The sequence below is a fragment of the Allohahella sp. A8 genome, from assembly GCF_047946665.1.
Taxonomy (GTDB): Bacteria; Pseudomonadota; Gammaproteobacteria; order Pseudomonadales; family Oleiphilaceae; genus Allohahella.
The window spans coordinates 4,395,189-4,406,726 of record NZ_CP172312.1 but is presented as its reverse complement, the minus strand read 5'-3'; the positions used below and the strand labels follow the sequence as shown (position 1 = coordinate 4,406,726).

At 55.4% G+C, this 11,538-nt stretch carries 12 protein-coding genes; 5 read left to right on the top strand and 7 right to left on the bottom strand.

Features of this window, described 5'->3' with window-relative positions; all coding sequences use genetic code 11:
• Nucleotides 1-65 precede the first annotated feature (65 nt).
• Nucleotides 66-272: a hypothetical protein gene (locus ACH3PB_RS19735; RefSeq protein ID WP_416397201.1), complete on the bottom strand. Its 207-nt coding sequence runs from the start codon at nucleotides 270-272 to the stop codon at nucleotides 66-68.
• 149 nt (nucleotides 273-421) lie between these two features.
• Between ACH3PB_RS19735 and ACH3PB_RS19730 the strand changes: the two genes are divergently transcribed.
• Nucleotides 422-1,399 carry an SGNH/GDSL hydrolase family protein gene (locus ACH3PB_RS19730; protein ID WP_416397200.1) on the top strand — a complete coding sequence of 326 codons (978 nt, stop codon included), beginning with the start codon at nucleotides 422-424 and terminating at the stop codon, nucleotides 1,397-1,399.
• Nucleotides 1,400-1,458: 59 nt separating this feature from the next.
• On the opposite strand, the gene pntB is transcribed toward ACH3PB_RS19730, so the two are convergent.
• Complete coding sequence (pntB, locus tag ACH3PB_RS19725; RefSeq protein ID WP_416397199.1) at nucleotides 1,459-2,868, bottom strand: Re/Si-specific NAD(P)(+) transhydrogenase subunit beta; 1,410 nt, start codon at nucleotides 2,866-2,868, stop codon at nucleotides 1,459-1,461.
• Nucleotides 2,869-2,878: 10 nt separating this feature from the next.
• Nucleotides 2,879-4,444 carry a Re/Si-specific NAD(P)(+) transhydrogenase subunit alpha gene (locus tag ACH3PB_RS19720; protein ID WP_416397198.1) on the bottom strand — a complete coding sequence of 522 codons (1,566 nt, stop codon included), beginning with the start codon at nucleotides 4,442-4,444 and terminating at the stop codon, nucleotides 2,879-2,881.
• Between the two features lie 325 nt (nucleotides 4,445-4,769).
• Here ACH3PB_RS19720 and ACH3PB_RS19715 point away from each other — a divergent pair, with 325 nt between their 5' ends.
• The 4 genes from ACH3PB_RS19715 to ACH3PB_RS19700 all read left to right on the top strand — a co-directional run bounded on the left by ACH3PB_RS19715 (nucleotide 4,770) and on the right by ACH3PB_RS19700 (nucleotide 7,238).
• A complete protein-coding gene (locus ACH3PB_RS19715; protein ID WP_416397197.1) occupies nucleotides 4,770-5,972 on the top strand; it encodes a PQQ-dependent sugar dehydrogenase in 1,203 nt (400 codons plus the stop codon).
• A 78-nt stretch (nucleotides 5,973-6,050) separates the two neighbouring features.
• Entirely contained in the window at nucleotides 6,051-6,524 is a 474-nt protein-coding gene (locus ACH3PB_RS19710) for a YchJ family protein (protein ID WP_416397196.1), read from the top strand.
• 85 nt (nucleotides 6,525-6,609) lie between these two features.
• Nucleotides 6,610-6,855, top strand: coding sequence for a type II toxin-antitoxin system Phd/YefM family antitoxin (locus ACH3PB_RS19705; protein ID WP_416397195.1), 246 nt, complete (start codon nucleotides 6,610-6,612; stop codon nucleotides 6,853-6,855).
• Nucleotides 6,852-7,238, top strand: coding sequence for a type II toxin-antitoxin system VapC family toxin (locus ACH3PB_RS19700; protein ID WP_416397194.1), 387 nt, complete (start codon nucleotides 6,852-6,854; stop codon nucleotides 7,236-7,238). The genes ACH3PB_RS19705 and ACH3PB_RS19700 overlap by 4 nt, the downstream gene beginning before the upstream one ends.
• An 8-nt stretch (nucleotides 7,239-7,246) precedes the next feature.
• Here the strand turns inward: ACH3PB_RS19700 and ACH3PB_RS19695 are convergent, their stop codons facing one another.
• From ACH3PB_RS19695 to ACH3PB_RS19680, 4 genes are all read right to left on the bottom strand, one after another.
• Nucleotides 7,247-8,986 (bottom strand): isocitrate/isopropylmalate family dehydrogenase, encoded by a 1,740-nt coding sequence (locus ACH3PB_RS19695; RefSeq protein ID WP_416397193.1) that lies wholly within the window; start codon nucleotides 8,984-8,986, stop codon nucleotides 7,247-7,249.
• A gap of 103 nt (nucleotides 8,987-9,089) precedes the next feature.
• Nucleotides 9,090-10,199 (bottom strand): hypothetical protein, encoded by a 1,110-nt coding sequence (locus ACH3PB_RS19690; protein ID WP_416397192.1) that lies wholly within the window; start codon nucleotides 10,197-10,199, stop codon nucleotides 9,090-9,092.
• A 237-nt stretch (nucleotides 10,200-10,436) separates the two neighbouring features.
• Complete coding sequence (locus tag ACH3PB_RS19685) at nucleotides 10,437-11,075, bottom strand: VOC family protein (RefSeq protein WP_416397191.1); 639 nt, start codon at nucleotides 11,073-11,075, stop codon at nucleotides 10,437-10,439.
• Between the two features lie 67 nt (nucleotides 11,076-11,142).
• The gene (locus tag ACH3PB_RS19680) at nucleotides 11,143-11,523 is read right to left on the bottom strand and encodes a hypothetical protein (protein ID WP_416397190.1); all 381 of its coding nucleotides are present in this window, start codon (nucleotides 11,521-11,523) and stop codon (nucleotides 11,143-11,145) included.
• Between the last annotated feature and the right edge of the window lie 15 nt (nucleotides 11,524-11,538).

The following is an 11,538-nucleotide window of genomic DNA, read 5'->3' as shown; positions in this document are numbered from 1 at the left end:
CGCCTCGTCTAAATGTGCGATATCACGCTGTTTGTGACACCCGACACACTTGAGTAGCAACTCTGCTAACCCTTAGCCCGGACACCGAGCCGGTTCAGGATGACCTGGAACTCGTGCTGGCTCATGTCCATGATTTCCACGACCCGGCCATACAGCATGAGGGTAGGCACATGGCGACCCTGGCGTTCGCGCTGAACATCGTGGAGCACCTTGAGCACGACACGTTCTGGCTGAGTCAAGCCGTCACGCGCATCTGGCAGATCTTCGTTCATGAGGGTTCCGATAATGACAACGGCTTCACAGCACGCCCCGTTGAATTGTGGGATTGTCTAACAGCAGCGGTCGCCATTCCTGATGGCAGCTACTGCAAACACAAAAACAATCTCACAAGAGACCTTTGCGGTCCACAAGGCTCATAACAATGAAGCAGTATCTCAAGCGCATCCTGCCGCTTGCCGGCGCCATTCTCTTATCAAACAATGTCAGCGCATTCGAAGAAATCTATATCTTCGGCGACAGCCTTTCCGACACCGGCAATGCCAAAGTATTCTCTGGCAATGCAAGCAATCCGGCTTTCCCCTCCAGGTTCTCCAATGGGCCGGTAGCCGTTGATGTGCTCACTGGCGCTTTCGGTCTCACAGCCACACCCTCACTGTTCCTGCTGGGACAGGAGCTTGGCAACAATTACGCGGTCGGCGGCGCAATAGCCATCGATGCGGATGGAAACGAAAGCACGCCAGACACCAATCTGCCGACGCAGATCAACGCCTACCTCAAGAATCATGGTTTCCAGTCGGATCCAGAGGCTCTTCACGTGCTGGTTATCGGCGGCAATGATCTGTTTGCAGCCCAGCGCATCCGGGCGGGATCTGTCAGCGAAGACTCGGGCAAGACCCGTCAGGTTATCCGCAAGGCCTCGGAGGCTCGGGTGACGCAGGCCGTTGAAGCTATCAAGGCTCAGCTCGAAAAACTGATAGGCACAGGTGCCAAGCATATACTTGTGGGCAACGCACCGGACATCAGCGCGGTTCCAGCCACCGATGGCACGGTCGCAGGCCTGCTTGCTGCATCCAATGACAAGCACGAAACCAGACGTGCGAAGGCAATGTACAAGTACTCGGCCAAGCTTTCGGCGCAGTTCAACCGGGAGTTGGCTGCAGTGGTTGCAGAGCTTGAAACTGCTTACGGCCTGGACATTGTTGAATGGGATCTCTCGGCATTCCTCAGCGATCAGATCGATGACGCAGCCCTATTAGGCTATACCAATACTGAAGACGCATGTCAGGCTGACGGGCAGCTGCCGCTGTGTACCGGATATGTCTTTGTCGATGGAGTTCATCCCACTACCGCTGTGCATCAGCGAGCCGGGGCCAACCTGCTGCAACTACTGGCGCAGTAGCAGACCTTCAAATCACCCACTGGCCATTGCAGCCAGCGGGTGTGTTCAACCTGAGTGCCTTACAGCGCGCTCAGGATCTTGCCGAGACTGTCCTTCGCATCACCAAAGAGCATCCGTGTATTTTCACGGAAGAACAGTGGGTTCTCTACGCCTGCATAACCAGTGGCCATGCCGCGCTTCGATACGATGACCATCCGCGCCTTCCAGACCTCGAGTACCGGCATGCCGGCGATCGGGCTGGTCGGATCATCCATGGCAGATGGATTGACGATATCGTTGGCACCAATGACGATGACGACGTCCGTGCTGGACAAATCTTCGTTGATCTCGTCCATTTCCAGTACCAGGTCATACGGTACATTGGCTTCAGCCAGGAGCACGTTCATGTGTCCAGGCATACGACCGGCAACAGGATGGATAGCGAAGCGGATTTTCACCTTTGCCGTCTTCATTCTCTCGACCAGTGCAGAGACCAGGTGCTGCGCATGCGCAACAGCCATACCATAGCCAGGCACGATGACGACGGATTCGGCGTCTAGCAGGGCCTCGGCCACTTCCTCGGCCTGAATGGCGACGACTTCGCCCTGCTCCTGCTCTGCGCCTGCAGCACCAACGGTGGCAGCATCACCCCAGCCACCCATGATGACGCTGAGGAACTTGCGGTTCATCGCACGGCACATGATGTAGCTGAGGATGGCACCACTGGAGCCGACAAGCGCACCAACCACGATCAGCAGATCGTTGGAGAGCATGAAACCGGTCGCCGCTGCCGCCCAGCCGGAGTAGCTGTTCAGCATGGAGATAACGACTGGCATGTCTGCACCACCGATCGCCATGACCATGTGGATGCCGAACGCGAAAGCCAGCAGGGTCATCAGGATCAGGTAGAACATACCTGCCGAACTTGCGTTGCCAGCGTCGTCAACCGAGCCAAGGAACAGGAACATCAGAACCAGTGAGCCTGCGGCCAGACCAATGTTGATGAACTTGCGCTGTGGCAGCATCAGCGGCTTGCTGCCGACCTTGCCGCTGAGCTTGCCATAGGCGATGACTGAACCAGTAAAGGTGAGTGCGCCGATGAGGATACCGAGAAAGATCTCGACATCGTGTATCGTGCGTGCCGCACCAATGTAGCTCGCCTCAGGATCCAGATAAGTCGCAAAACCAACCAGTACTGCTGCCATGCCCACAAGGCTGTGGAGAATGGCCACGAGTTCTGGCATCTGCGTCATCTCGACCTGCTTTGCCAGCCAGGCACCAATGGCGCCCCCAATCACGACCATGAGAATCAGCACACCGTAATTCGTAACATCGTTACTGATGATGGTCGCAAATACGGCAATGGCCATACCCGCGATACCGAACCAGTTGCCACGTCGAGCGCTTTCCTGATGGCTCAAGCCTGCAAGGCTGAGGATGAAAAAAACTGCAGCGACGATATAGGCCGCCGTAACCATACCCTGATTCATACTGTCTTCCCTATTTCCTGAACATCTTCAGCATGCGCTGAGTGACCAGGAATCCACCGAAAATGTTGATGCTTGCAATCAGTGTTGCGATTGCGGCGAGAAACATGACGACGCCTGATGTCGACGAGATCTGCAACAGCGCACCGATGACGATGATGCTACTGATCGCATTGGTCACGCTCATCAGCGGCGTATGCAGCGACGGTGTTACACTCCAGACCACCTGGTAGCCAACGAAGCAAGCCAGCACGAACACGGTAAAGTGGCTCATGAAATCTGGCGGCGCGACGCTACCGACCAGCAACAGCACCAGCGCAGCAATGGCCATCGGAATGATGGTCTGCATGGCGCTCTTCTTGCCGGTTTCTACCGGAACCGCCTCAGTATGCGCAGGCTTCTTCTTTACAGCTGGCTTCGGCGCAGCTGAAAGCTTGGGCGCCGGCGGTGGCCAGCTGATTTCACCGTTCTTGATCACGGTGGTGCCCCGGATGACTTCATCTTCCATGTTGACGTTGATGACGCCGTCACGGGCAGGTGTGAGGTCGGTGAGCAAGTGACGCAGGTTGGTACCGTACAGCTGGCTCGACTGCGCAGCCATGCGGCTCGGCAGGTCGGTGTAGCCGATCAGCGTCACACCATTGTGGACAACGACTTCGTCGGCGCGTGTCAGCTTGCAGTTACCGCCACGCTCGGCGGCGAGATCGACGATCACACTACCTGGCTTCATCGACTCCACCATGTCGGTGGTGATGAGCTCTGGTGCCGGCTTGCCAGGAATCAGCGCCGTGGTGATGATGATGTCGACTTCCTTGGCCTGCTCTCTGAACAGCGCCATTTCAGCCGCGATGAATTCCTCGCTCATGACCTTGGCGTAACCGCCTTCGCCACTACCGTCTTCATCTTTGAAGTCCAGCATGAGGAACTCGGCGCCCATACTCTCGACTTGCTCGGCTACCTCAGGACGGGTGTCGAATGCCCGTACGATAGCGCCCATACCACGTGCAGCACCGATTGCAGCCAGACCGGCAACACCGGCACCGATGACCATAACCTTGGCTGGTGGCACCTTGCCAGCAGCGGTAATCTGACCGGTGAAGAAGCGACCGAAACGGTTTGCCGCCTCAACTACAGCACGATAGCCACCAATGTTGGCCATGGAGCTCAGCGCATCCAGCTTCTGAGCTCGCGAAATCCGTGGTACGGAATCCATGGCGAGCACAGTGACACCACGCTCAGCCAGGTCTTTCATCAGGGTTTCGTTCTGGGCGGGCCAGATGAAACTGACCAGAGTCTGGCCTTCACGCAGTAAAGCGACTTCGTCACCGATCTCGGCCGCTTCGCGTTCAGGCGCTCGCACCTTGAGGATGATTTCAGCGCGCTGGTAAAGCTCGCGCACATCAGCAACGACTTCCACACCGGCTTCACGGTACAGATCATCAGCGATGTTGGCGCCAGCACCAGCCCCGCTCTCGACGATCAGCTCGTGACCGAGCTTCTTTATATGTCCGGCAGTTTCCGGCGTGAGTGCTACACGCAACTCACCGGGCCGTCGTTCTCGAGGAACTCCTATTAGCATGACAGTCTCCATTCCAGCAGACGTAATAAAAGAGGGTGCAAAGAGTGCTGATAGTTGAGACAGTCGTCAAGGACCTTGTTTGGATATTTGAGCGAATTTTATTCAATACCCTCGTTATTGATCTGTTCGCTTGCTCACGCATGAATCCGGGCGAGGCATGTTTGCCTGGCTAGCCTTCAAAAACAAGGCCGGCCAGAAGACCTGGGCACTCGGAAATACCAGCAGTGCTGAGGCGCCAATCACGAAAGTCACCCGGAAGACTGGCGCGATGGACCATGGGGTTGCTGAGTGCGTAGCAAGAGTTTTGACCACACGGACATTCCCCATGAAAACAACAACATTCAGGCCTGTTTATGTACACGGCCTCGCCGCCCTGCTCTACACCTCCACAGCCTTCGCACAGGTCGAGGATGGCAAGCCTATCTCAGCCACTGTAGAAGGGCATGTATTCAAACCGGCGCGCGTAGACGCCACCGATGAGCGAGTCAATCAGCTCAAGGTGCCTGCTGGCTTCGAAGTCACGAAGTTCGCAGAAGGATTGAACAAGCCTCGCATGATCTCAGTGACTGATACCGGTCTCGTGTATATCACGGATCGTGATGAAGGCACTGTGACCCTGCTTCGCGATACCGACAGTGATGGTAAGGCTGACGACAGGCAACAGGTCGCGCAAAAGGACCAGCTGCATGGCATCGCGATCAATGACCATCAGATCTACCTGGCTACGGTAAACAAGATATTCGTTGCAGACCTGAAAAAGGACGGCACGCTCGGTGAGCTCAAGCCGATCATCACCGATCTGCCTGATGGCGGGCAGCACGGCAACCGTACCCTCAAGTTCGGCCCTGATGGCCAGTTGTATATCTCCATCGGCAGTACCTGCAATGCCTGCGCAGAGACCAACGAGGAGAACGCAACCATCCTGAAGGCCAAGCCGGATGGCTCAAGCCGTACGATATTCGCCAAGGGCCTGCGCAACACACTCGGTTTTGACTGGCACCCTGAGACTGGCCAGATGTGGGGTATGGATCACGGCATCGACTGGCTTGGCGATGAAGAACAGCGGGAAGAGCTCAACATGCTTGAGTCGGGCGCCGATTATGGCTGGCCCTACATCTATGGTGAAGGCAAGGAGAACCCGGCTGACCAGCCCCCGAAAATGAGCTACGAAGCCTACAAGCAGAAAACGAAGTATCCGGTACTGACCTATGAGGCGCACAGCGCCGGCCTCGATATGATCTTCTATCGCGGCGAACAGTTTCCAAAAGAGTATCAGGGTGATGCTTTTGTAGCGATGCATGGCTCCTGGAACAGGCAGAATCCAGTTGGTTATAAAGTGGTGCGCATCCGCTACGAGAACGGTCAGCCAAAACAATTCGAGGATTTCGTAAGCGGTTTTCTACTCGAGGATGAAAAGGCTCAATTCGGCCGTGTGGTGGGGCTTGCGACCTATACCGACGGTTCGCTGTTGGTCACTGACGATTCGAATGGGGTCGTCTACCGAGTGGCGTATGTCGGCGGTTCCTGATCGCTGGTAGCAGTGATGGGTGAGCTAGCAGATTGTGGCATTATGGGGGGCACGTACTGATCAGCTGGAGACGCACCTTTGGACTCGTCCACCCCCTCGACACTTGACTTGCTACTCCCCTGCCCCTGCGGTAGCGGCGCCAGCTATGGCGACTGTTGCCAACCACTACATGCCGGTGCGGCTGCGCAATCGCCAGAAGCCCTCATGCGCTCGCGATACACGGCATTTGTTTTGAAAGACAGTGGCTATCTGCTCGACACCTGGCACACATCTACGCGGCCTGCCCGGCTCGGGCTCAAGAATACCCCTGACTATTGTTCGCTCCAGATCAAGAGCAGCGGGTCAGAGGAGCATGTTGGCTGGGTGCATTTCATTGCGATCCATCGCGAGGAGGCCGGCTTCGGCTTTCTCGAGGAGCGCTCTGACTTCCTGTGCGAAGATGGGCGCTGGTATTACTTGAAGGGTAAGACAAGCCAGGGTGTGCTGAAGCCGGCTCGCAACGAGCCATGCCCATGTGGGAGCGGTGAGAAGTTCAAGAAATGCTGCTCTTGAGCGATTGCCGCTGATTGCCCAGACCCATTGCCAGGTCAGAATAAGAGAACTAAACTAAGCAGACTTAGTTCATCTCGGGGCTCATATGAATATCGTCAACATGCACCAGGCCAAGACGCAGCTATCGAAGTTGGTGGAATTGGCTTCGAAAGGCGAATCATTTGTCATAGCCAGAGCAGGCAAGCCCTTGGTAAAGGTGGTTGCTATCGACGCACCAGATCCTCAGCCGATCAAGAGGCTAGGTTTCCTGAAGGGGGAATTGGTGGTGCCCGACGACTTCGATGACATGGCCCGTGATACGATCGAGCACTTGTTCTACGGTGATCAGTGAAGCTCTTACTCGACACCCATATCCTCTTGTGGGCGGCAAGTGACGCAGAAAAACTCTCGCCAGTAGCAAGACAGTACCTTGAAAACGCCGAGAATGCCCTCTTCTTCAGCGCTGCCAGTATCTGGGAAGTCGCAATAAAAAGCGGTTTGGGTCGAGAAGACTTTCGTGTAGACCCTGGACTCCTGCGGCGAGGCTTGCTTGACAACGGCTATTCAGAGCTTCCGATTTCGGGAGAACATGCCCTGCTTGTCGCTACGCTACCACCGATCCACAAGGATCCGTTCGATCGGCTTCTGGTTGCGCAAGCTATAAGCGAAGGCATTGTACTTCTAAGTGCAGATGCACTGGTGCTGGATTATTCCGGCCCTATTCGCAAAGTCTGATGCCAGCTTCAAGCTCCCAACCGCTCCTCCACCGCATCCAGAAAACCAGCCATATCGACCAGTTTCTCACTCTCGGGCTTGGTCGTCTTGCCTTTGAGATCCGGGGTGATGATGCCGTCGGCTACAGTGGTTTCCAGGGCCGCTTTCAGACTTTTTGCATAGTCGATCAAGGGCTCGTTCTTCTCGCGCTCGCCCAGCGTTTCCAGGGCGTTCGCGAGCGCATACAACAGCGCTGACGAATTGAAGTGCGCCACCTTGCCATCACTTTCCTTATACTTCAGGTACAGGTCGTGGGCCGTGCCATGCGGTGCTTCGAACAACATCGTGCCGTCCTTGCTCTCGATGATCGAGCTCGCAGTAGCAAGACTACCGCCGAGGGCTGCCGAGATATCCGAGAAGATATCGCCATCGAGGTTCTGGGCCGGGTACAAGGCATTCCGTGGCGGATCAGTGATCATCTTGATCAGCTGGCTGGAGGGCCGCATGATCATGAACGAGGGTGGTGAGGTGCGATCTTTCGTCAATTCCATACGCACGTCGTTGATGACGGTACTGAACACATCGTCATAATCCATGTACTCGCGCTTCAAGCCGAAATACACCTCCTTGCCCTTACGCGAGGCGTCGCGGAAGACCTGTAATATCCAGTCTTTGATCGCTTCGCGGTCGTTCGACATCAGCAGCATCGGGTCACCCTGCTTTACCCGACGTGCGTGTTTTTCAACACCATCGACCACCACTTTGAGTATCCCGTCCTGCTGGGCAGGCATGTTGAAGCTGCCGTACTGATCGCCGCCACCCGCGCTCATTCGCGAGATGGAAACATGAGATTCTCGTTTGGGAATGCCGTAGCACTTGAGTTGCTCGACAAGCTTATAGAGCTTGCGGCCGGTAGTGTTATCTGGAACGCCCCACAATGCCCGCTCTGGAGGGTTGGCGACAATTCGAGCAGCCTGGGCATCGACGAGCTCGTAGTGATATTCCAGTCCTGCTGCGTCGAATTCAGCTTTATATTCGGCCTTGAAGATGGCTTCGATGTTGGCTCTCATGACGCCGTCGTAGCCGGCGATCACGGTATCCTTCAAACCCAGGTAGGCGTCGCGCTTTTCATCGAGCGCACGTTGGAAGAACTGATGCGCCCAGGCACGAACGTCATCGATGTCATTGGTTGCCAGCAGCCAGGGGTCGCCCTTGTTGACCTCACGGCGATGCAACTCGACGGGGTCGCCGCTCTTGCCAACGAACAGTAGCTTCAGCACGCCGGTGGCATTGGAGAGTTCGTTGTAGCTGTCCCTGATGCCCCCGCGCTCCATGGTATCAACGACGATGTCCCGATTGATCCACTTCGGCGCGATCACGCGAAGATTGCGGAACTGAATGTCTTCTCTGGTGATATTACCGCCGATACCTTTGCGGATGGCGCCATTCGGTGACTTGGTCGCAAGCGGATCGAGCTTGTGTCGCTCCAACTCCGGATGTGCCTGCAGCATCTCATCCAGCTGATCACGATTGACCGTCATTCCGGCATTCTTGATGCCTACGCCGTAGCGCTTCAGGGCCTCGATGGCTTCAAAAATGACCTGCCCGTTCGTGAGCAGACGGTTTTCGGCAGATAGATCGATTTCCTTGAGCTCGATCGCCAGTCGCGCTTTCACGAACCTTTCGAGAATATGTTCGAACGCTACCTGCGCCATCTCGTCGCCGTGCAGCACGACAAGTGGGGCGTTTACCTGAATCTTGCTGCTCATTGATGTCTCCATTTGAAACTTGTTATCGGTGAGCCGCGTCGGGCCTATAAGGATACTCTACGTTGATCGGCTTGATGAGGACTGCGTTCCGAAACGCCATCCGCTACATTTGGTCGGCTATCCAGTCTCTGAACTGTTGATCCTCAAAATCCCAGACGCCGTGCTCTACTCTGGTGATATAGACCCCTCTCATACGATTCACCGCATTCTGAACCGCGTGCTTTGTGACCTGGTGCAGCGGAAGCCCGAGATAATCAGCGATAGCAGCTCGGGCCTCATCGCTGTAAAGACCGTGACCCGACATAAGCAAGCGCATCAGGATCGCCTGGTCTATTGGTTTCATGGCAGCCCAGGCATCTTGATAGCCTGCGGTATCGATGCTTTCTACCAAATAAGATTCCGTCACTTGCCGTATGTCGGAAACACCGGCGCGAAGCATGATATCGACAATCTGACGGAACTCGAACGGCACCTTTTTTACCAGTCTGAATGCACCGAGCGCTTCGCTGAGCGGCACCTGTCTGCCTGAAGCTTCTGCGAAAGCAGCCAGAATATGCTGGACAAAGCTCGCGCCCAGTTCAGGAAGATCTACTTGAGAAGACGACTGGAACAGAGGTGCCTTCCTTCGGCGGAAGAGCCTTTGCAGCCCATCTCGCGACGAGCCGGTATAAACAACTTTCAGCTGCTCACGATGACGGTCGATTATCGTGCGGAGGAAGTAAACCAGCGGCTCGAATGCCGTGTCTGTGGCGAGATGTTGTATCTCATCCAAGCAAAGCAGAATCGGTTTACGCGTTGCGAGCAGTTGATTGAATAGGGACCTCAAAGCGACTAGTTGATTATCATCAGGCCGCTGCAGAGCTGAGGCACCTGGCAACTCCACTGAGGCGCTCACGCCTTCACCCGCCAGCTGAAAGCTCTTCGGCGAAAACTCGAAAGCGCGTAGTTTTTGCGCCCACTTCAGGTCTTTCTGAGCCTGAGCAAGACCTGCTTGAAGACATCGGACGGGATCGTTTCTATGTTCCCAGAAGCTAACATAGACCGGCACAAAACCACGGTCGCTTGCGACCGGAATGAGGTCGTAAAGGATGAATTCTGTTTTCCCCATTCGACGCGGGGCAAACAAGGTCAGCGTGTTTGTGCTCGCCGTGATAAAGGTACCAAGAAACTCGTCTATGAGCTCCGATCGCCGGTAATGCCATTGAATTGTCATGATTTTATCGAGTAGTAAAGAGTAGTACTACAGCTTACTACTGTAGTCAATTTCATTACTACTTGCTACTACTTTAAAGAGTTGAACAGGGGAGCGCCTTTGACGGCTACAACCACGTCGCAAAGCGTGCACCACCTGAACATGGGCAGCGGCCTCAAACAGTGCTTCACAAAGTCGTGAGCTGACAGCTGGGCGAGGAGTAGTTACCGAGAGATGATTCTCCTAAGCTGCCGCCAGTCACGAATAGATGATCAGCGGGATATCTGGTCGGAAGTCATTAGATCTTCCACCGCGTCCTTGATTCAGGCAGATCTCCATGAGATGGGGTTTACCATACACCATCGTAAGCCCCTCAACATCAGCGAATGCAGCGAGTATCTCGGTAGGTTCGTTAACAGGACAATGAACGGTGACGCTGGTGATCGACCGGCCGGTGTGTCGCTCTCCAGTATCCTGGATCGGCTCGATGAAAGGTGCGTAGATGCAGAGTGGCTCCCGTAGCTCGCTGCTGTTCGTGCCAACTCGGAAAGCCTTAGGCGCCTCGAAGTAAACCGGCTGATAGGTCCAGCTTTGAATTGTCGGGCCCACCCCTAGCTGATCTTTTCGTCGCAGAACAATGCCGAACGGCGACGCCTCGTAAGTGGCTACACGCTGTGGAAACCTCAAGCCTTGCGCAGGTCCATTTTCAGCCTCATCCGCATCGCGCACCCACAGGAATTCCAACAGGCCGTCGGCGAACCGGAAACGCCGGTTCGATGTCCCCTGCCCCGGATGATCTCGGCCAAAGCTTTCTTCAAAGCCTAATGGCAACAACTTGTCCGCAACCTTTGCGCCTGGCTGAACAAGAATGAAAACATGATCGACTTCAAGGCTCATCTCATCTCTGACCTCACCTCTATCCAACGCAGTTGGGACATTGCGGCCAGCGCCGCTTCGGCGCAGATTAGCTCTTTCCGGGCGTCATGAGGTACAGCAACCCCGCCACGGCGAGCGCGAAGACTGCGACGACATCGGCAATGACAACTCGTTTTAGTGCTGCGTTAAAATCACCAACAGACCACGCGATGCCGATGAACGAAATTACGCTGACGAAGCCTGCGAGGAAAGCTATCGGCTGCAGCTCGGGACGAAAGGCGGCATACACCAGAAATAGCCCAAGGAGGCCGAATAATACGGCTCGGTGACGCATGAGAATCACCAGGTTTGGATCCTGCAACGTTAAACCGTACAGCGCCGAGAGACGCTCCGCACCGAGCACACCCGGGACGGGTAGCAGGTGAATGATACCCACCAGAACCAGTAAACCGGAAACAGCTTTTTCCACGTGGTCAAACTCCTT

What these genes read in the sequence shown, in the direction of transcription:
- ACH3PB_RS19735 (WP_416397201.1), bottom strand. Translation starts at nt 272, where the DNA reads ATGAACGAAGATCTGCCAGATGCGCGTGACGGCTTGACTCAGCCAGAA.
- ACH3PB_RS19730 (WP_416397200.1), top strand. Translation starts at nt 422, where the DNA reads ATGAAGCAGTATCTCAAGCGCATCCTGCCGCTTGCCGGCGCCATTCTC.
- pntB (WP_416397199.1), bottom strand. Translation starts at nt 2,868, where the DNA reads ATGAATCAGGGTATGGTTACGGCGGCCTATATCGTCGCTGCAGTTTTT.
- ACH3PB_RS19720 (WP_416397198.1), bottom strand. Translation starts at nt 4,444, where the DNA reads ATGCTAATAGGAGTTCCTCGAGAACGACGGCCCGGTGAGTTGCGTGTA.
- ACH3PB_RS19715 (WP_416397197.1), top strand. Translation starts at nt 4,770, where the DNA reads ATGAAAACAACAACATTCAGGCCTGTTTATGTACACGGCCTCGCCGCC.
- ACH3PB_RS19705 (WP_416397195.1), top strand. Translation starts at nt 6,610, where the DNA reads ATGAATATCGTCAACATGCACCAGGCCAAGACGCAGCTATCGAAGTTG.
- ACH3PB_RS19695 (WP_416397193.1), bottom strand. Translation starts at nt 8,986, where the DNA reads ATGAGCAGCAAGATTCAGGTAAACGCCCCACTTGTCGTGCTGCACGGC.
- ACH3PB_RS19690 (WP_416397192.1), bottom strand. Translation starts at nt 10,199, where the DNA reads ATGACAATTCAATGGCATTACCGGCGATCGGAGCTCATAGACGAGTTT.
- ACH3PB_RS19685 (WP_416397191.1), bottom strand. Translation starts at nt 11,075, where the DNA reads ATGAGCCTTGAAGTCGATCATGTTTTCATTCTTGTTCAGCCAGGCGCA.